Source organism: Sphingomonas rustica (assembly GCF_039652585.1).
GTDB lineage: Bacteria > Pseudomonadota > Alphaproteobacteria > Sphingomonadales > Sphingomonadaceae > Sphingomonas > Sphingomonas rustica.
Genome location: NZ_JBDIZK010000003.1, coordinates 169,118 through 188,752, shown reverse-complemented (window position 1 = coordinate 188,752; position 19,635 = coordinate 169,118). Strand labels below are relative to the sequence as shown.

The 19,635-nt window shown below is 65.9% G+C and carries 18 protein-coding genes and 2 tRNA genes; 11 read left to right on the top strand and 9 right to left on the bottom strand.

Annotated elements, in window-relative coordinates:
* Window positions 1-7 precede the first annotated feature (7 nt).
* The 3 genes from TPR58_RS06480 to TPR58_RS06470 form a co-directional block, all read right to left on the bottom strand.
* A complete protein-coding gene (locus TPR58_RS06480) occupies window positions 8-1,924 on the bottom strand; it encodes a flavin monoamine oxidase family protein (RefSeq protein ID WP_346245806.1) in 1,917 nt (638 codons plus the stop codon).
* A gap of 546 nt (window positions 1,925-2,470) precedes the next feature.
* Window positions 2,471-2,546 (bottom strand) — tRNA-Ala (locus tag TPR58_RS06475).
* Between the two features lie 81 nt (window positions 2,547-2,627).
* A complete protein-coding gene (locus TPR58_RS06470) occupies window positions 2,628-2,942 on the bottom strand; it encodes an FYDLN acid domain-containing protein (RefSeq protein WP_346245805.1) in 315 nt (104 codons plus the stop codon).
* A 201-nt stretch (window positions 2,943-3,143) separates the two neighbouring features.
* Between TPR58_RS06470 and aroA the strand changes: the two genes are divergently transcribed.
* From aroA to TPR58_RS06430, 8 genes are all read left to right on the top strand, one after another.
* The gene (gene aroA / locus TPR58_RS06465) at window positions 3,144-4,469 is read left to right on the top strand and encodes a 3-phosphoshikimate 1-carboxyvinyltransferase (protein WP_346245804.1); all 1,326 of its coding nucleotides are present in this window, start codon (window positions 3,144-3,146) and stop codon (window positions 4,467-4,469) included.
* A gap of 15 nt (window positions 4,470-4,484) precedes the next feature.
* Window positions 4,485-5,126, top strand: a complete 642-nt coding sequence (cmk, locus tag TPR58_RS06460) for a (d)CMP kinase (RefSeq protein ID WP_346246047.1) — start codon at window positions 4,485-4,487, stop codon at window positions 5,124-5,126.
* A gap of 10 nt (window positions 5,127-5,136) precedes the next feature.
* Window positions 5,137-5,790: a peptidylprolyl isomerase gene (locus TPR58_RS06455; RefSeq protein WP_346245803.1), complete on the top strand. Its 654-nt coding sequence runs from the start codon at window positions 5,137-5,139 to the stop codon at window positions 5,788-5,790.
* A 268-nt stretch (window positions 5,791-6,058) separates the two neighbouring features.
* Window positions 6,059-7,762: a 30S ribosomal protein S1 gene (gene rpsA, locus TPR58_RS06450; protein WP_346245802.1), complete on the top strand. Its 1,704-nt coding sequence runs from the start codon at window positions 6,059-6,061 to the stop codon at window positions 7,760-7,762.
* 163 nt (window positions 7,763-7,925) lie between these two features.
* Window positions 7,926-8,207, top strand: a complete 282-nt coding sequence (locus tag TPR58_RS06445; RefSeq protein WP_346245801.1) for an integration host factor subunit beta — start codon at window positions 7,926-7,928, stop codon at window positions 8,205-8,207.
* Window positions 8,208-8,252: 45 nt separating this feature from the next.
* Window positions 8,253-8,339: transfer RNA gene (locus TPR58_RS06440), tRNA-Leu, on the top strand.
* A 101-nt stretch (window positions 8,340-8,440) separates the two neighbouring features.
* Window positions 8,441-9,904 carry an ABC transporter substrate-binding protein gene (locus TPR58_RS06435; RefSeq protein WP_346245800.1) on the top strand — a complete coding sequence of 488 codons (1,464 nt, stop codon included), beginning with the start codon at window positions 8,441-8,443 and terminating at the stop codon, window positions 9,902-9,904.
* A 3-nt stretch (window positions 9,905-9,907) separates the two neighbouring features.
* Complete coding sequence (locus tag TPR58_RS06430; protein ID WP_346245799.1) at window positions 9,908-10,330, top strand: DUF4112 domain-containing protein; 423 nt, start codon at window positions 9,908-9,910, stop codon at window positions 10,328-10,330.
* Window positions 10,331-10,341: 11 nt separating this feature from the next.
* Here TPR58_RS06430 and TPR58_RS06425 read toward each other — a convergent pair whose 3' ends face one another.
* Window positions 10,342-11,061: a ribonuclease T2 family protein gene (locus tag TPR58_RS06425; RefSeq protein WP_346245798.1), complete on the bottom strand. Its 720-nt coding sequence runs from the start codon at window positions 11,059-11,061 to the stop codon at window positions 10,342-10,344.
* Between the two features lie 11 nt (window positions 11,062-11,072).
* Window positions 11,073-11,918 (bottom strand): carboxylating nicotinate-nucleotide diphosphorylase, encoded by an 846-nt coding sequence (gene nadC, locus TPR58_RS06420; RefSeq protein ID WP_346245797.1) that lies wholly within the window; start codon window positions 11,916-11,918, stop codon window positions 11,073-11,075.
* Between the two features lie 65 nt (window positions 11,919-11,983).
* On the opposite strand from nadC, the gene TPR58_RS06415 reads away from it, so the two are divergent.
* Together TPR58_RS06415 and TPR58_RS06410 are read left to right on the top strand one after the other, a co-directional pair.
* Window positions 11,984-13,765 carry a DUF885 domain-containing protein gene (locus TPR58_RS06415; RefSeq protein ID WP_346245796.1) on the top strand — a complete coding sequence of 594 codons (1,782 nt, stop codon included), beginning with the start codon at window positions 11,984-11,986 and terminating at the stop codon, window positions 13,763-13,765.
* The gene (locus tag TPR58_RS06410) at window positions 13,762-14,748 is read left to right on the top strand and encodes a phytanoyl-CoA dioxygenase family protein (RefSeq protein WP_346245795.1); all 987 of its coding nucleotides are present in this window, start codon (window positions 13,762-13,764) and stop codon (window positions 14,746-14,748) included. Before TPR58_RS06415 ends, TPR58_RS06410 begins: the two co-directional genes overlap by 4 nt.
* Window positions 14,749-14,751: 3 nt before the next feature.
* Here TPR58_RS06410 and TPR58_RS06405 read toward each other — a convergent pair whose 3' ends face one another.
* Window positions 14,752-15,723: an ArsR family transcriptional regulator gene (locus TPR58_RS06405; protein ID WP_346245794.1), complete on the bottom strand. Its 972-nt coding sequence runs from the start codon at window positions 15,721-15,723 to the stop codon at window positions 14,752-14,754.
* A 164-nt stretch (window positions 15,724-15,887) separates the two neighbouring features.
* Window positions 15,888-16,901 (bottom strand): quinolinate synthase NadA, encoded by a 1,014-nt coding sequence (gene nadA, locus TPR58_RS06400; RefSeq protein WP_346245793.1) that lies wholly within the window; start codon window positions 16,899-16,901, stop codon window positions 15,888-15,890.
* Between the two features lie 347 nt (window positions 16,902-17,248).
* Between nadA and TPR58_RS06395 the strand changes: the two genes are divergently transcribed.
* A complete protein-coding gene (locus TPR58_RS06395) occupies window positions 17,249-17,968 on the top strand; it encodes a hypothetical protein (protein WP_346245792.1) in 720 nt (239 codons plus the stop codon).
* Window positions 17,969-17,992: 24 nt separating this feature from the next.
* On the opposite strand, the gene TPR58_RS06390 is transcribed toward TPR58_RS06395, so the two are convergent.
* Both TPR58_RS06390 and TPR58_RS06385 read right to left on the bottom strand, forming a co-directional pair.
* Window positions 17,993-18,766 (bottom strand): DUF4230 domain-containing protein, encoded by a 774-nt coding sequence (locus tag TPR58_RS06390; protein WP_346245791.1) that lies wholly within the window; start codon window positions 18,764-18,766, stop codon window positions 17,993-17,995.
* Window positions 18,748-19,608: an MBL fold metallo-hydrolase gene (locus TPR58_RS06385; protein WP_346245790.1), complete on the bottom strand. Its 861-nt coding sequence runs from the start codon at window positions 19,606-19,608 to the stop codon at window positions 18,748-18,750. Before TPR58_RS06385 ends, TPR58_RS06390 begins: the two co-directional genes overlap by 19 nt.
* Window positions 19,609-19,635 lie beyond the last annotated feature (27 nt).

The window sequence follows — 19,635 nt, the reverse complement described above, 5'->3', positions numbered from 1 at the left end:
TTTCGGATCAAATGCCTTCGACCAGGAGTCTCGTATCCGGCAGTTTCGCGAGATGCGGGATCTCCAGATCGGGCCGCGCCATGCGCGTCAGGGCGTTCAATGCCGCGGCGATCGCGCCCTCCTGCCACCCGGGCAGTGAGGACAGCTGATCGCCGACGACGAAGAATATCGGGTCGGACAGCTTGCCCCTGGCATCGTGAATGCCGGTGCCTTGGCTGAGATTGTTGAAGTGCCGGGCCGCATCCTGGTCGTTGCCGACCGCTTGCCAGTACGCCCATCCCCCCTTGATGTAGGGCATGTTCTGCCAGGCGATGGCCACGCCGTCGTGCAGACCGTTTCCAAATTTCTTGCCGAATTGCCGAGCGCCCTGACGCGCCAGGTCGAGCCGTTCACCGACCGTCTTTCTGCCCCAGTCGCACGCGGTCTGGCCGAAATTATAGGCGCCGGTCAGCACCCCCTTGCGATCGTGATAGGCCGTGGAGGGGTACCAGATCTGGACGATGTCGTGCGATGTCCAGCTGATGCCGCCGAAGATCGGCACGACGCCTTCCTCGCTTTCGGGCGCGACCATCGTGGTGAGCTTCAGCGACTTCTCGTGATCGTGCGTGATCAGCTTGCCCTGCCAGAGCGTCCGGTCGCCCTGCCATCCCACCTTGGTGGTCACGGCCAGAAACTTGTCCTGATACTCGCCCTTCTCGTTCTGGCGTGGCCTGGCCTGTGCGGCGAACACCGCGTCCAGCCCCTGCTTGAACGGGAGTTCGAATCCGCTCTTGTCTCCGCCGGATCGCAGGTCGTCGGACAGAAGCTTCTCGAGGAACGGCATGGCGATGTTCGAGAAACAATAGTCCGCCCGATATTCGATCGTTTCCTCGGTACCGATCTTCGCGACCTGGACGACGAACTCGCGATGCTTCGCATCCCATTCGATCGAGGTCACCGGGCTGTTGAGATGGATGGTCCCGCCCAGTTCCGCCACTTTCCGGGCGAACGCCCGCTGGACCTGATCCATCCCGCCCACGGGCTGGAAGATCGTCTGCTGCCAGAGGAAATCGGCCGGCTGATAGAAGCGGGTCTGTTTCCAATATTCGGAAGCCAGCAGATCCTGAAGCTTGATCGCCGTCGCGATCTCGCCGGCGGCCACGCCCGGAAGCACATCGAAGCCCGCGCGCGAAATTGCGTTTTCGAAGCCCGCGGTCCCCGGTGTCGGCGCGTAGCGCCCATATTGGTCCAACTCGCCGAAGCTGATCATCAGCGACCTGAACTGCTCCGCCAGCCGCGCCTGATCGCCCTTGGGAATGGCAAGGCTGGGCGCATCGAGCAGTTCGGCGGCATGATCGTGAACCAGCTGCGCCAGCCATCCGCGCAGATTGTGGTCGATCTGGCGATAGACCCGAGGCGCGTCCTTCAGCGGTCCCTTGTTCATGTGGACGAGGTTCGACATCGAGTTCATCACATAGACCTCGACCTCGACGCCGAATTCGCGAAGGTAATTGAGCAGTCGCTTGTGGGCCGAGGGAATGCGTCCGGGACCGGCATTCAGATAGGGCTCGGCGTCCCCGACCGGCCACTCGAACCGGACGACCTGCGTCTCGCCCGGCTTCGATCCGAACAGCGCGTCGTCCTCGTCTTCGGTAAGGGTGTCGCCCGTCCGCAGCGAGAGACAGCGTCCGCCGGTCCGATTCTGGGCCTCCAGGACGGTGACCTGCATTCCGGTGCGGTGAAACAGCAGCTCATACGCCGTCGTCAGTCCGCCCACGCCCGCACCCAGAACAAGCGCGCGCTTGCCCGCGAAGCTTCCTTCTTCGAGTTTGACCGGACCCGGCGTGATCCGCATCTGCGCATTCGTTGCGTCCGCCAGTTCGGCCCATGCCGAGGCATTGGGATGCGATTCGAGATATTCGGCGCGGCTGATCTTGTTCGACATGCCCCTCTCCCCCGACAGGACTTTGCTTAGTCGCCGGTGAGCATGCCAAATTGTTTCAATAATCCAACTGAATTCAAAGAATACCAGCGATTATGGAACAGATATTCGCGCGACCACAACCGCATCCTCGTCGAATAAATGCGAATATTCCGGCAAATTCTATTTATAAATCGACCACATAATTTGTGATCTTCATGAAGATTGGCCGATTTGGCGACGGTTTTCTGTCGGCAAGTCGGATTCGGGGAAGCCGCCGTTGCCGCAAAAATGAACGCCGAGGCCGATCATTGCCGGATCGGACCCGGACGTGACCACGCATCGCGGTACGCATGATCGATCCGATCGGCCTCACGCACCCTCGCGACGAGGAACAGGACCCGATGCCGGAACGCACCGACTGATGGGGGCCAGGGCTGAATGTAGCGCGCGATCGCACAGGGTCTGATCGCGATGGAAAACCTGGGGAAGCGCCAAGGTATCGGAACGGATTCAGGCGTTCGGGATCTGCCCGTTCAGGGCGAATTCCACTCGGGAATTCGCGGGGTTTGGTGGAGCCGAGGGGGATCGAACCCCTGACCTTCGCAATGCCATTGCGACGCTCTCCCAGCTGAGCTACGGCCCCAAAACCCCGGGAAGGCGTGCCCTCTAGAAGGGCCTTGCCGGGTTGGCAAGCGGCTTTTTCACCGCTTGCCAATTATCCACATCAATTCTCGTCTTCGTCCTTCACGGTCTCGACGCCCAGGTCGTCGTCGCCGCCCAGATCGACGTCGTCGTCGGCCGACGGCTCTTCGTCGTCCGCGCCGATGTCCAGATCGTCGCCCAGATCGGCGTCATCCGTCTTCTTCTCGTCGGCCTTGACCTGCTCGAACGGCAGCGGCTGCTTCGACTTCAGGATGGGCTCGGGCTCCCAGGTGAAGGCGCAGCTGATGCACGTAACCGGGTCGTCCTTGCCCAGATCGTAAAATCGCGTTCCGCACTTCGGGCAACCACGCTTCGTGCCCCATTCCGGCTTCACCATGTGTCGCCTCTTGCCTTTCAAAATGACTGGATTTCGGGATAGGTCCCGGAAAGTGGTGGGCGCATTGCCATAGCGCAAGGGCGCTGTCAAAGCCGCTTGGCGCGGATCTCCGGCGGCGGCCCTGGCGGACCCGCCGCACCGGGCGAATATCGCGGCGCGCGCGCCTTGCCTTGCCATCACCGCCCTGCCAAAGCCGCGGCCATGTCTGCCACCCCTCCCCGCCCCCTCAGCCTGTCCGCGCGCGGACCGCTGCGCGGAACCGTCACCGTCCCCGGGGACAAGTCGATCAGCCACCGCTCGCTGATGTTCGGCGCGCTCGCCGTCGGCGAAAGCCGGATCGAGGGATTGCTGGAGGGCGAGGATGTCCTGGCCACCGCAGCCGCGATGCGGGCGATGGGCGCGACGATCGAGCGCGGCGAGGACGCCGTCTGGCGCGTGCACGGCGTCGGCGTCGGCGGGCTGATGCAGCCTGCCCAGGCACTCGACATGGGCAATTCGGGCACCTCGACCCGCCTGCTGATGGGCCTGGTTGCCAGCCACCCGATCACCGCGACCTTCATCGGCGATGCATCGCTGTCGTCGCGCCCGATGGGGCGCGCGATCGAGCCGCTGTCGCAGATGGGCGCCGAGTTCAACGCAAGTCCCGGCGGCCGGCTGCCCCTGATGGTCCGCGGCCTCTGCCCTGCCGTGCCGATCGAATATCGCCTTCCTGTCGCCTCGGCCCAGGTCAAGTCCGCCGTCCTGCTGGCCGGCCTCAACACGCCGGGCGTGACGCGGGTGATCGAGCCGGTGCCGACCCGCGATCACAGCGAGCGGATGCTGAAGGGATTCGGCGCCGAACTGACCGTCGAGGAAGGTCCCGACGGCCGGATCATCTCGATCCGCGGCGAGGCCGAGTTGAAGCCGCAGCAGATTACCGTCCCCGGCGATCCCTCGTCGGCGGGCTTCTGGATGGTCGCCGCATCGATCGTGCCGGGGTCCGACATCCTGATTCGCAACGTCTGCCTCAATCCGACCCGCGCCGGGCTCGTCACCGCACTGCGGATGATGGGTGCCGATATCGAGTCGGTGGACCTGCGCGAGGTGGGCGGCGAATCGGTTGCCGACCTGCGCGTCCGCCACGCCCCGCTGACCGGGATCGAGGTGCCGCCGGAGCTGGCGCCCAGCATGATCGACGAATATCCGGTCCTGTTCGTGGCCGCCGCCTGTGCCGAGGGCCGGACGGTCGCCCGCGGCGCTCATGAGCTGCGCGTCAAGGAGTCGGATCGCATCGCGGTCATGGCCGAGGCGCTGGGCGCGATCGGCGTTGCGGTCGAGGAACATGAGGACGGGATGTCGATCCAGGGCTCGGGCGGCGAACCGCTGGCAGGCGGCGCTCGGATCGCCTCGAAACTCGACCACCGCATCGCGATGAGCATGACCGTGGCTGGACTCGTTTCGCGCAACGAGGTCACGATCGACGATGTTGCGCCCGTCGCGACCAGCTATCCCAATTTCTATCCGACGCTTGACGCCCTGACCGAGTAGTTCACCTTGTATTCCATGATTATCGCAGTCGACGGACCGGCAGCCTCGGGCAAGGGAACGATCGCGCGCGCATTGGCGAAGCATTACGGGCTGCCGCATCTCGACACCGGCCTGCTGTACCGAGCGGTCGGCGCGACCGTGCTGAAGAACGACCTGGACCCGTCGAACGAGGCCGATGCCGTCGCCTCCTGCAGCTTCGACGATAGCCTCCTCGACGATCCGGCGCTGAAGACCGAGGATGCGGGCAAGGCGGCATCGATCGTCTCCGCCCATCCGCTGGTCCGCGCCGCGCTGCTGCTGCGCCAGAAGAAGTTCGCGCATCAGCCCGGCGGTGCCGTGCTCGACGGTCGCGATATCGGCACGGTCATCGCGCCGGACGCCGACGTGAAGCTGTTCGTCAAGGCGACGCCGATGATTCGCGCGCAGCGCCGCCACCTGGAACTGCGCAAGCAGGGCATCCTGGCGAGCATCGACAAGGTGCTGGGCGACATCCGCGCCCGCGACGAGCGCGACACGAAGCGCAGCGATGCGCCGATGAAGCAGGCCGAGGATGCGGCGCTGCTCGACACCAGCTTCCTGTCGATCGACGCGGCGGTCCAGCGCGCGATCGCACTGGTCGAGGCCCGGATGGCGGCGAAGACCCCCGCCGCCAGTTGAGGCTGGACCGATGATACGCTTCCCGATACTCGCCGCGCTGATGCTGCTCGGCCTGACCGCAGCCGGACCGGTGGATCAGGGGCGCCCGGTACCCGGCATGGTCCGGGTGCGGATCGTAACCAGCGAGGGCAACATCACCCTCGCACTCGACGCGCGCCGCGCGCCGAAGACCACGACCAACTTCATGCGATATGTCGACGATGGCCGCTTCGAGGACACGCGCTTCTATCGCGCCGCCCGCCGGACCTCCGACCCGAAGCTCGGCTTCGTCCAGGGCGGCATCGGGACCGAGGCAAGGCGGATGCTGGATCCGCTACCGCTCGAGCCGACCAGCACCACCGGGCTGAAACATGTCGATGGCGCGGTCTCGATGGCCCATGGCGCCAATCCCAATAGCGGGAACGGCAATTTCTCGATCATGATCGGCGCCAATCCCAGCCTGGATGCCCGGCCGGGCAATCCGGGCTATGCCGCGTTCGGCCGCGTCATCGCCGGCATGGACGTCGCCAGGCGGATCCTTGCCAAGCCTTCGGGCGGTGGCGACGGCGCGATGCGCGGACAGATGATCCTCAAGCCTGTGACGATCATCCGCGTCGAACGGCTGGACGGCACGCCGCAGCCGACCGGCCGGTTCAAGGCGTGGAAGGCGTTCAAGCTGAAATAGCGTCGGGCGCCGTCGATGCCGCGCCTTGCCTCGCGCACCGCCACACGTTATGTGCGCGCCCATCCTGCGAGCCGTGACTCGCGGGGGAAGGTGCTGGGCAAGACCCACGCGCCCTTTTCGCATTTTCGATGCGTATGGGACTTCCCTCGCGGCTCATGGCGCAAAGGATGCCGCGTCCGGCATGGGGCCGCCGCGGCATTTCGGCCTTTAAAGACCGCTGGAACCAACCAGCCGGCCGGAAACACTGTTAGTTGGGATTGAACCTCTTATGGCTACTTCGCCGAACCCGAGCCGCGACGATTTCGCGGCATTGCTCGAACAGACCCTTGGCGCAGCGGACGGCTTTGAAGGCCGCGTCGTCATCGGCACCGTCACCGGCATAGAGAACGACCTGGCCGTCATCGACGTCGGCCTGAAGAGCGAAGGCCGCGTGCCGCTTCGCGAATTCGCCGCCCCCGGCCAGAAGGCCGACCTGAAGGTTGGCGACGAAGTCGAGGTCTATGTCGACCGCGTCGAGAACGCCAATGGCGAAGCGATGCTCAGCCGCGACCGCGCCCGCCGCGAAGCCGCCTGGGACAAGCTGGAAACCGAATTCGCCAAGACCGCCCGCGTCGAGGGTGTGATCTTCGGCCGCGTGAAGGGCGGCTTCACCGTCGACCTGAACGGCGCCGTGGCGTTCCTGCCCGGCTCGCAGGTCGATATCCGCCCGGTGCGCGACGTCACGCCGCTGATGGACATTCCGCAGCCCTTCCAGATCCTCAAGATGGACCGCAAGCGCGGCAACATCGTCGTGTCGCGTCGCGCGGTGCTCGAGGAAACCCGCGCCGAGCAGCGCTCGGGCCTGATCCAGTCGCTGGCCGAGGGCCAGGTTATCGACGGCGTCGTCAAGAACATCACCGATTACGGTGCGTTCGTCGACCTGGGCGGCATCGACGGCCTGCTGCACGTCACCGACCTGAGCTACAAGCGCGTCAACCACCCGTCCGAGATGCTGAACATCGGCGACACGGTTAAGGTGCAGATCATCCGCATCAACCGCGACACGCAGCGCATCTCGCTGGGCATGAAGCAGCTCGAGAGCGATCCGTGGGATGGCGCATCGGCCAAGTATCCGCTGGGCGCGAAGCTGAGCGGCCGCGTGACCAACATCACCGAATATGGTGCGTTCGTCGAACTGGAGCCGGGCATCGAAGGCCTGGTCCACGTCTCGGAGATGAGCTGGACCAAGAAGAACGTTCACCCGGGCAAGATCGTCTCGACCTCGCAGGAAGTCGAAGTCATGGTGCTCGAGGTCGACGAGGAAAAGCGTCGCATCTCGCTGGGTCTCAAGCAGGCCCAGGCCAATCCGTGGGAGCGTTTCGCAGCCGAGCATCCGGTCGGCTCGGAAGTCGAGGGCGAAGTCAAGAACGCGACCGAATTCGGTCTGTTCATCGGCCTGGACAACGACGTCGACGGCATGGTCCACATGTCGGACATCGCCTGGGGCATCTCCGGCGAAGACGCGCTGAACCTGCATCGGAAGGGCGAAACCGTTAAGGCGGTCGTGCTCGCGATCGAACCCGACAAGGAGCGCATCTCGCTCGGCATGAAGCAGCTCGAGCGCGGCGGCGTCGCCTCGCCGGCGGCTGGCGACAAGCTGAACAAGAACTCGATCATCACCGTCACCGTTCTCGAAGTCCGCGACGCGGGCCTAGAGGTCCAGGCGGGCGACGATGGCGCGACCGGCTTCATCAAGCGCACCGATCTCGGCCGCGACCGCGACGAGCAGCGTCCGGAGCGGTTCCAGGTCGGCCAGAAGTTCGACGCGATGGTCACCGGCTTCGATCGTTCGAAGAAGCCGACCTTCTCGGTCAAGGCGATGCAGATCGCCGAAGAGAAGCAGGCCGTTGCGCAGTATGGCTCGTCCGACTCGGGCGCGTCGCTGGGCGACATCCTCGGCGAGGCCCTGAAGGCCCGCAACGAGAAGAACTGATCCGGTTGGGGGGATCGGCACCCGCCGGTCCCCCAACTTTTGTTGATTTTTGTTAGATTCTGGTCATCTGCGCCTTGATGCAAATCCCATGTGCGCTAACGGTGCGACCGAGGGGTGGTCGTCGTGGAGAGTCTTCTGCGACGCCAATGGGAGGTATCTCGGGATGATCCGTTCGGAACTCGTACAGGCACTCGCCGAGGATAATCCCGGCCTGTCGATCCGTGAGGTGGAAAAAATCGTGTCGGTCTTCTTCGACGAGATCGTCATGCGACTGGCCGAAGACGGCCGAGTCGAGCTCCGCGGCTTCGGTGCGTTTTCCACGCGCGGCCGCGACGCCCGCACGGGACGCAATCCCCGGACCGGCGAGACGGTCGATGTCGATGCGAAGCGCGTTCCCTATTTCAAGCCCGGCAAGGAAATGCGCGCGCGCCTGAATGTCGACTGATTGACGGTTGACGATTTCGCTGCCCTGCGCTTGCGTGGGCCGGATGCGGACGTGGCGGAACCGGTAGACGCCGGAGACTTAAAATCTTCTGCCCCTCGGGGCGTGCGGGTTCGAGTCCCGCCGTCCGCACCATGAAGCGCGCCGCGCACGCGTGACGGCATCGCGGGCGGCGTCGGTTGCCAACGCCCCTCCCCGCTCATACACCTCCGGCCATTCGCCAACCGGAGCCTTCGATGATCCGCGCCCTTCTTGTTTCCGCGCTCGCCCTCTCGGTGGGCGCGTGCGAGGACAGCCGGCAGGAGGGCAAGCCGATCGTCGTCAGCGTGATCGGCGATCCGGCCCGGATCGGCGACCCCGACACCGCCCCGCTGGGCCCGCCGGACCGCGCGTTGATGGCGGCGACCGCCCAGGGTCTGGTCCGCTTCGATGGCGCCGGCCAGATCGAGCCCGGCCTGGCCGAGCGCTGGACCGTCACCGACGACGGCCTGTCCTACATCTTCCGACTGCGCGACGCGTCCTGGTCCGACGGATCGCCGGTGACCGCGGCGGAGGTCGTGCGGGTGCTGCGAAAGGCGGCTCAGGCGAAAGGGGGCAACAGCCTGTCTCCGTTCCTGGCGGTCATCGACGAAATCGTCGAGATGACGCCGCAGGTGATCGAGGTCCGCCTGCGCCGGCCCCGCCCCGACCTGCTGAAGCTGTTCGCCCAGCCCGAACTCGCGGTGTTCCGCACCGCCGGCAGCAGCCGGCTGGGCAGCGGGCCGATGGTCGCGCAGCGACGCGGCGACGCCTTGCTGCTGACCCCGGCACGCGATCCGGCAGCGGCGGTGGAAGAGGAAGGACCCCGCCCCATCGCCGCGACCCCGGTTCTGCTTCGGGGCGAGCGTGCCGCGCGCGCCGTCGCCCGCTTTCGCAACGGCGATGTGGATGCGGTACTGGGCGGGACCTACGCCGAATGGCCGCTCGTCTGGGCCGCAGGCATTCCCGCCGAGCGGCTGAGGCTCGATCCCGCGCTGGGCCTGTTCGGCCTGGCGGTCGTGTCGCGCGACGGTTTCCTGGCCGAGGCGGCCAATCGCAACGCGATCGCGATGGCGCTGGACCGCGACGCGCTGACCCGAGCCTTCCATCCCGACTGGAAGCCGGTCGAGACGCTGATGCCGCAAAAGCTCGATTCCGCACGGGCGCCGGCGTCACCGATCTGGGGTCCGATTCCGGGAATCGGGCGCCTCATCACCGCACAGCAGGTGGTCATTGCGTGGAAACGCGCACACCCCGGCAAGCTTCGTCTGCGCATCGCCTTTCCGCCCGGCCAGGGATCGACACTTGCCTGGGCGGCGATCGCACAGTCGATGCTGAACATCGGCATCGTCCCGCAACGGGTGGCGCTGGGCGAGCCCGCCGATCTCGAGCTGATCGACCAGGTTGCGGCTTATGACAGCGGCCGCTGGTTTCTGGTGACGGCCTGCCGCCTCTGCTCACCGGAGGCGACGGCCGCGATCGAGGCCGCGCGCGATGCCGTCGACCTGCCGAGCCGGTCCCAGCGAATTGCCGAGGCCGATCTCGTACTGACCAACGACGCTTCCTATATTCCGATCGCACAGCCCTTCCGCTGGTCGATCGTGACCCCGCGGGTAACCGGCTGGCAGGGGAACACGCGGGCCTGGCACCCGTTGAACCACCTGCGAAACGAGGTCGAATAGACGATGGCGAAGACGACGCGGATGCATTCGGGTCTGATCGGCAAGGCGATGCTGGGCAATGACGCGGCATCGGTACGGGCTCGGGTGGAAACGATGGAAAAGCTGCTCGAACGCAGCTTCGTCATTCCCGGCACGCGTCAGACCGTCGGCCTCGACGTGATCCTCGACATCATCCCGGTGGGCGGCAGCTTCATTGCCGCTGCGCTGGGCGGCTATATGGTCTGGGAAGCGCGCAATCTGAAGATGCCGAAGAGCGCGATGGTGCGGATGGCGGGGAATGTCGGCTTCGACTGGCTGCTGGGCCTGATTCCGGTGGTCGGTATCATTCCCGACTTCTTCTTCCGGTCGAACACCCGCAACCTGCGGATCATCCGCAAGCATCTCGACAAGCACCACCCGTCGACGGTGACCATCGACCTGAAGTGAAGCCGCGCGGCTCAGCGGCCGCCCCGCCAGATCTTCACCCGTGCGCGGTCCGGTGCGCCGCCGCTTCCCGCGCGACAGCTTTCGTAGCGCATCCGCGTGTCGAGGCAGAGCCAGAGTTCGTCGAGCCAGCCGTCGCGCGTCAGCGTCACGCGGATCGCGCCGGGTTTCACCGCCGGGTTCGCACTGGCAAAGGCGCGCTTGAACCCCGCCACCGTCAACGGCCGGCGCGACAGCGCGCTCATGTCCGGATAGCGAAGCGCCGAATAGAGGCGCCGCGCCGTTCCGAAATATTCGCCGGGCGTCACGCCCATGCAGGTGCCGTGCTTGGCCCATTCATGCTGGATCAGTTGAGCCGACGGGGTCGAGCACATCGTTTCGCGGATGACCTGGGGCGGCACGATCTCTGCGCTGGTGCAATATTGCGGCCATTCGCGACCGCGACCGTCGGGCCACAGTCCGTGCAGCGTGAAGCCGAAGCGGTTGCCGCCGCCGCACTGGAACCGGCTGTCGGCATCGCCGCCATTGGCGCGGCAATATCCCGGGTTCCATGTCAGCGCGAGCGTATAGGATCCGATCGGCACCACCCGCTTGGGCTGCGACGCACTGGGCAGGTCGGGTCGCGGAATGTCCGGCCGGGCCGGCGGGCGGCATACCAGCGCCTGGGCGGATGCCATTGCGGGGGTCATCACCGCCAGCATGGCGGTCGCAAGTGCCGGAATGCGCGTGCCCATCGATCCGATCCTCAGTCCTGAACGAAGTCGAGACCGATATCGGCGGCAGGTGCCGACTGGGTCAAGCGACCGACGCTGACAAAGGTCACACCTGTCTCCGAAATGGCGCGAATTGTGTCGAGACGCACGCCGCCCGACGCTTCGGTCGGAACGCGCCCGCCGACGATGGCCACCGCTTCACGCAGCGTCGGCGGCGCCATATTGTCGAGCAGCAGGTGCGTGGCCCCTGCGTCGAGTGCGGGCTCGATCTGGTCGATCGCATCGACCTCGACGATGATCTGCCCGATCCCCGCCGAGACGGCGCGGCGAACCGCTTCCTCGACCGATCCGGCCACGGCGACATGGTTGTCCTTGATCATCGCCGCATCCCACAGGCCCATGCGGTGATTGGTCGCCCCGCCCATCCGCGTGGCATATTTCTCGATCGCGCGAAGCCCGGGCAGCGTCTTGCGCGTGTCGAGCAGGACCGCGTCGGTGCCGACCATGCGATCGACATAGTCGCGCGTCATCGTGGCGATGCCCGACAGATGCTGGACGGTGTTCAGCGCCGAACGCTCGGCGGTCAGCAGCGCGCGCGCCCTGCCGCGCAGCCGCATCAGGTCGGTGCCGCCAGGAACGCTCTGACCGTCCTCGACCAACCGCTCGATCGCCACGTCTGGATCGAGCCGGCGGAAGAACGCCTCGGCGATCGGGAGGCCGGCGACGGTGATCGCGTCGCGGCTGTCCATCACCCCTGTGAACATCGCATCCTCGGGAATCACCGCCGCCGAGGTGATGTCGCCGCGATCGCCGAGATCCTCCGCCAGCGTCGCGGTGACAAAGGCATCGAGGTCGAACTGGTCGAGTATAAGGGTCATTGGGGTCCCCTAGCTCCGACCGCCCCGCCCCGCTAGGCTCGCGCGTTCAGATCAGGGGAGTTTCGATGCGCTTCATCCTTGCCGGGCTTCTTGCCAGCGCCGTGCTGTCGACCGGCTCCGTGCCGATCCGGGCACAACAGGCGGCGCCTTCGCCTGCCGAAGCCAGGTTCGCCGCCCTGTCGAAGCGCTATATCGACGGCCTCGCCCGGCTTTCGCCGACCTATGCCACGACCCTCGGCAACCATGCCCATGATGGCGAGCTTCCCGACATCAGCGCCGCCGGACGCGCCGCCGCCTTGCGGTTCGACCGTGGCCTGCTCGCCGAGCTGGGCAAGATCGACCGCGCTGCGCTGAGCCGCGACAGCCAGGTCGATGCCGCCCTGCTGGACAATGCACTGCGCTACGATCTCTGGCAGACCGAGACGCTGCAGAACTGGGCCTGGGACGCCCAGATCTATAACGACATCGCCGGCGGCGCGCTCTACGGCCTCGCCGCGCGCGACTTCGCGCCTTGGCCGGACCGGCTGAAATCGGCGACCGCGCGGATGGAGAAACTGCCCGCGCTGCTTGCCGAGACGCGGCGCCAGCTGGTGCCGGCGCGCGTTCCGGAAGTCTATGCCCAGACCGTCTCGCGCCAGAATGGCGGCGTGGTGGAAATCGCGGAGACGATGCTGGCCCCGCATCGCGACACGCTGTCCAAGCCGGACCAGGCCCGGTTCGATCGTGCGCTGGCCGGTCTGAAGGCCGCCGTCGCGGAGCATCAGAAATGGATCGACACCGTCCTGGTGCCACAGGCCAAGGGCGACTTCCGCCTCGGCGCCGCACTTTACGACCAGAAGCTGCGCTTCGCGCTCCAGTCGGACCTGACCCGGCAGGATATCAAGGCAAAGGCCGAGCAGGCCGCGCGCGACATCCGCGCAGAGATGTATCGCATCTCGCGCACGGTCCTCGCCGGCCGGCCGGGCGCGCCCGCCCTGCCCGACGCTCCCACCGCCGACCAGCAGCAGGCGGCGATCGAGGCCGCGCTGGAGCTGAGCTATGCGAAGCGTCCCGCTCGCACGCAGTTGATGGAGAAGGCCAGGGCTACGCTGGCCGAGGCGACCGCGTTCGTCCGGGCCAAGGATCTCGTCACCGTCCCCGATACGCCGGTGAAGATCATCACCATGCCGAAGTTCCAGCAGGGATTCTCCGTCGCCTATTGCGACAGCCCGGGCGCGCTGGAGCGCAATCTCGACACCTTCTACGCGATCTCGCCGATCCCGGACGAGTGGAGCGACGAGCAGGCAACCTCGTTCCTGCGCGAATATAACGACTATATGATCCACGACCTGAGCATCCATGAGGCGATGCCGGGCCATTATCTCCAGATCGCGCATTCGAACGACAATCGCTCGGTCCTGCGCGCCGTCCTGTCGTCAGGGTCCTTTGTCGAAGGATGGGCGGTCTATGCCGAAGGGATGATGATGGACGCCGGCTATCTGAATGGCGATCCGCTGTTCAAGCTCACGGTGCTCAAGATGCGGCTGCGTTCGGTCACCAACTCGCTGCTCGACATCGGCATCCAGACCGAAGGCATGACGCGCGAGCAGGCGATGACGCTGATGACCAAAGGGGCGTTCCAGCAGGAGCGCGAGGCCGCCGGCAAATGGGTGCGCGCCAGCCTGAGCTCGACCCAGCTGCTCAGCTACTTTACCGGCTATGCCGAGCATATGGCGCTGCGCGAGGAGGCAAGACGCCGCCAGGGCGCCGCGTTCGGGCTCAAGGCCTATAACGACGCGGTGCTCAGCCACGGATCGCCCCCGGCAAAATATGTCGGCGCGCTGATGTTCGACCAGCCGATCCGATGACCATGGCCGATCGGACGCTCACGCGCGAATGGATGCGCGGGTTGCGCGCATGGGTCGACGGGACCACCGGCCGGGGACCGCACCAACCGCTCGACATGGCGGCGCGGGTCCGGCTGGACATCCTCGGGCTGGGTCTGGGCCAGACGCTGGGCCATCTCCACCATCATCGGCCCGACTATGACAGCTTCGAGGCCTGGGTCGCCGAAATTGCCGGCCCGCCCGATCCCGATGCCATCGCACGCTATCATGCCTGGCTTGACGGCGCGCCGCCGCCCGAGGCGACGCAGCACAGGTTCGACGCGATCGCCGCGATGCCGGATGTGCTCTCGCCCGCGGAAATCCGGCATTGGGACGAACACGGATATGTGATCCTGCGCCAGGCGGTCTCGGCGGACGAGGCGGCGGCGATGGCATCCATAGTCTATGAGACGGTCGGCGCCCGACCGGACGATCCCGCCAGCTGGTACGCCGGCGAGAACACGATCATGATCGAGCGGTTTCAAGGCCCCGGGCTGGATGCGGCGCGCAAGTCGCCCCGCGTGCACAAGGCATTTGCACAGCTCTGGGGCACCCCCGATCTCTGGACGATCATCGACCGGCTGGGTTTCAACCCGCCGGTGGCGCATGTCGCACCCGGGCTCGGCATTCGCCGCCATTGGGACGTCAGCCTCGTGCCGCCCATCCCGTTCGCGACCCAGGCGATCCTGTACCTGACCGATACGGCGCCCGATCAGGGCGCGCTCGAGCTCGCCCCCGGCTTCCATCGCAGGATCGACGCATGGCTGGCGGAGCATCCCGACGATCCGCGCGCTGTCGATCTGAGCGGCGAGACGATCTTCGTCGGCGGCGCTGCCGGCGACCTCGTGATCTGGCACCAGGCGCTGCCGCATGGCGCCAGCCCCAATTGCAATCGGGTGCCCCGACTGGTCCAGTATGTGAACATGTACTCGGCCGACATGGTTCATGCCGAGGAGTGGCGCTGACCGTCAGTGAAACGGCGTCGGCTCGGGTCGCGATTCCAGATAGCAGCGCGCCGGATCGTCGAAGCGGAACCCGCCCGCTGCCAGCCGGGCGAAGATCTGGCGCGTATGGTCGTTGCTGGTGCGGCTGGCATCGATCGTTGCGATATCCTCTTCGGCCGAAGTCGAGACGATCACGCCGCTCGCTTCGCGCACCAGCGCCCCGCCCTCGATCAGCAGGTTCACCCGGCGCTGCGTCGTCGACGGCGGCAATCCCAGCGAGCGGGCGATGAAACTGGCGGGTACCGGTACCCGCATCCCTTCCGGCGGCGGCGCATCGAACTCCGCAAACTTCAGCGCTACCTCGCGATCATAGACGAACGGCCGGGCATTGGCGCACAGGATCGTCGCGACCAGCACGAGGTCCAGCCAGGATGGAAACCGCCATGCGTGGAATTCCAGCCCGGTCAGCAGGATGTCGTGTGCTGCCACCAATCCGGTCCGCCAGTCATAGCGGACCGAGGCGCGCGTCTTGGGAAGCGGCATGTCGAACCAGGCCATGTCCTCGATCAGCCGGACCAGCACGTCATGATGGATGCGGAACTGCGCCGCGACCTCGGGGCGCGAATGGACCGCCGCCGGCACCATCACGCCGGCCGGCGTCCGAACGCACAGGTCGTCCTCGATCAGCGCATTGACATGACGCCGCACGGTCTCGAACGGCCGCGACATCGATGCCGCCAGCGCATTGATGCTGATCGCCCGCCCCTGCCCGCGCCCTTCCGGCACGGCGTGGCCATCGGACAGACCGGACAGGATTCCGCTCTCACGCGCGATCGCCATGAACAGGATCGCGCGATTGACGTCGCCATCGAACGCGCGGATGCTCGATGCCGAAGCGGTGGCATGCATCTCGGCAAGCAGCCGGGCGAGCAGGCGCCCGCCATCACCCCGCGGCGGAGCGCCTTCAGCCTGTCGAGACAAGGTGAGCATGGTCATCGGCGCCCCAGCATGCCCGAACGATGGGGCCGGGCAAGCCGAGAACCTCAGATTGAGTAGGTCCGGATCGATCCAGGTTCAGGGTACGCCATGCGACCCCTGACCGTCTCAGCCGCGAACGTGACCGGCCTGCCTGTCGAACGACGGCGCCGGCCCTGTCCCCATCAGTCTGCGCTGCCGATCTTCACCGGTCCCAGGTCCCCCATGCCGACGGTTGCGCTCGCCATTGCCAGCATCCGATCGAGGCTCTTTCGCGCCTTCAGCCGCATGCCTTCCTCGATCTCGATCCGCGGTTCCAGATCGCGCAGCGCCAGATACAGCTTCTCCATCGTGTTCAGCGCCATATAGGGACAGATGTTGCAGTTGCAGTTTCCGTCCGCGCCCGGCGCGCCGATGAAGGTCTTGTGCGGCACCGCCTTTTCCATCTGGTGGATGATGTGTGGTTCGGTCGCGACGATCAGCGTGTCGGCGTCCATCGACTGGGCATAGGCCAGGATCCCGCTGGTCGACCCGACATAATCGGCATGGTCGATCACATGCGGCGGGCATTCGGGATGCGCGGCGACCGGCGCGTCGGGATGCTGCGCCTTGAGCTTCAGCAACTCGGTCTCGCTGAATGCCTCGTGCACGATGCAGACGCCCGGCCACAGGAGCATGTCGCGGTCCATCTTGCGGTTGATATAGCCGCCCAGATGCTTGTCCGGCCCGAAGATGATCGGCTGGTCCTTCGGGATCTGCGACAGGATCTTCTCGGCCGACGAGCTGGTGACGATGATGTCGCTCAGCGCCTTAACCTCGACCGAGCAGTTGATATAGGTCAGCGCGATATGGTCGGGATGCTGCGCACGAAACGCGGCGAACTGATCGGGCGGACAGCTGTCCTCTAGGCTGCACCCGGCATTCATGTCGGGAAGCACCACGATCTTCTCGGGGCTCAGGATCTTGGCCGTCTCCGCCATGAAGCGGACGCCGCAAAAGGCGATGACATCGGCATCGGTTTCCGCCGCCTTGCGGCTCAGGTCCAGGCTGTCTCCGACGAAATCGGCCAGGTCCTGAAGCTCGGGCTTCTGATAATAATGCGCCAGGATAACGGCGTTGCGCTCCTTGCGCAGCCGGTCGATCTCGGCGCGCAGGTCGAGTCCTGTCAGGCTCCCGCCGATGCCGTTGCGTGCGTCCATCACCAATCCCTTCCTTGTCGGGGCTGCACATGGCCCGGCAGGCCCGCAGGATCAAGGCATTGGCGGAAATGGCGGATAGTGCGGCCGGCATCCGAGCGCGACGATCAGCTAAACCTGCGCCAGGCTCGGGCTGAAGGTCCGTGACGCGGGTTGAGGATCTCGGGAAGACCCCGTTAGCGGGGGAACGCCCCGAGTGTTCGGCACCAAACCGCCTGTTCCATCGACCGCTTCGGCTCAACCGGAGGCGGTTCCGGTTGAAGCCGATGGAAGCTTGCATATGCTGACAGGTATCGCACCGCCATCGCGGCGCTTGCGGGTTCCGTACCCGCGCAACCAGGAGATACCGCTTGGCCATGCCTTCCGGGACGCTGAAGATCTGGCTCAACGCCTTCATCCCCTATCACGTGCAAGGCTATACGAGAAAGATCACGAAGGGTGAGACGGCGGGCCTGTCGGCCGTTCCCCTGCCCGGCATCGCGCGCCTCAACATCATGAATTGGGATCACGACTGGGACTCCGGCTTTCTCACCGATCAGCGAAAATTCTCGAGCAACGAGACGGCAAGCGTGCGCATGCAGTCGGCCGTGACGGTCGATGTTTCCGCGACCGGGATGAACCCTCGTTTCCATCCGATGCGCACATCGGGCACGACGGGCGTGAAGCTCAACACGGGCAAGATCGTCGGCAAGAGCAACGCCAACATGAAGAATTGCGTGTTCAAGACGGAGGAGAAAGGTTTCCAGGCCAACTTCGGACGTCCCCTGCCTTCCGGCCTCAACCGGATACTGGTCCTGAACGTGAAGGGCGCGGCATCGGATCCCCTGGTCAGCGCATCGGCGGACATCGACTATAAGGGGCATTTCAAGATCGTGCAGTCGGACCGCAACAGCATGATCTACGTGGAGTTCCAGGGCAAGATCGACGCCTTCCCCGCGTTCGAATGCTATGCGTCGTGGAACGGGAAGGTCCAGACCCTGTTCACCGCACCGCCACCTGCGCACAATACCGTGGTCGACCTTCTCGGCGGCGCAAATCGACGCATCTCGGGCTGCGCCGAATGGTGCTGATCGCGCAGAACCCTGCGATCGCCGTCAGCGCATATTGGCGATGACATCCTCGGGCCGGCGCGATTCGTCCCAGCGTTCGCCGTCGCGCACCGGCTCGTCAGCGAAGCGCACGGTCACCTCCGCCTTCAGGCCCGCCGCACGCAGCGGCATCGCGAAGCTGCTCTCGACCGCGCGGCGCGTCGCATCTCGCGCCAGCCGCATCGGCATGGGCTCACGCGCCTGGCGGACCAGTTCCTTCTGTCCCGCCTGGCGATTGGCGTCGTCGAGCCGCTTCTCGACATCGGTCAGCGTCATCAGGATGCCGCCCTCGCCATAGCTGCGGATATTGTCGATATCGACATCGGGCCCGACGACCTCGACCGGCGGCAAGGTGATGGTCAGCCGTCCGGTCGCCTTGTCATAGACAACGTCCTTCTGCCGCAACTTCGCCAGGTCGACCTCGTAGCGGACATTGCCGGGCATGATCATCGTCTTCTGCGCGCTGAGTCCAAGCCGGCTCTGCGACGAGGTGACCACGGCGACATAGCGCGCAGCGAAGGTCGATAGCCGATTCTGTTCGCGCAGCCCCTGGAGGCTGGACGTCGCGATCGTTTCTGGATCGGGCGCGAAGAAGCGCTGCTTCAGATAGTCGCTCGCCGCCCATGCCGCGAGCACGAGAACGAGCATGCCGGCGACGAACCCCGCCAGCAGCTTCAGGCAACCGCCGCCAAGGCGATCGCCGCTCTCGGGATCAACCGAGCCTTCGCGTCCGGTCGTGACCGGGCCGTCGAAGCCGCTGCTCAGGCTGCGATCCGCCATGTCTCTCCTTCCGCCTCGACCAGCCCGCGGTCGCTGAGATCGATCAGATGGGCAAGCACCGACCGGCCCGCCGCACCGATCAGGCGCGGGTCGAGGCCGACATACATGCGCGCGACCAGTGCCGGGATGTCTTCCGGACCGCCGCCCAGCAGGCGCAATATCTGACCCTCGCGCTGCTTGCGGTGGCCGATCAGCCCGCGAACGAAGCGGTGCGGCTTCTCAACCGCGTCGCCGTGCGCCGGGTAATAGATGCGATCCTGGTCCCGCTGCATCAGCCGGTCGAGGCTGCGCATGAACGCCGCCATGTCGCCGTCGGGCGGTGCGATGACGGTCGTGGACCAGCCCATGACATGATCGCCGGTGAACAGCGCGCCATTCTCGCGCAGCGCATAACAGAGATGGTTCGACGTGTGCCCCGGGGTCGCCACAGCCTCCAGCGTCCAGCCGTCGCCGGCCAACGTCTCGCTGTCCGCCAACACCCGGTCGGGCGCATAACCGATATCGAAGGCGGCATCGGCACGCGGGCCCGCATCGGCCAACGCGAGCGGTGCGCAACCGATGATCGGCGCACCGGTCGCGACCTTCAGCGGCGCCGCCGCCGGGCTGTGGTCGCGGTGGGTGTGCGTGCACATGATCGCCCGGACCGGGCGCCCCGCGATCGCCGCCATCAGCGCATCGAGATGGTCCGGCAGGTCGGGCCCAGGATCGATCACCGCCAGATCGGTGGTTCCGACCAGATAGGTCTCGGTCCCCGTATAGGTAAAGGGAGAGGGGTTGGGAGCCAGGATGCGCGTCACGAGCGGATCGAGCGCTTGCGCGAGGCCGGTCGGGGCATCGATCATTCAGGCGATGTGGCCCGTCGCGGCCGC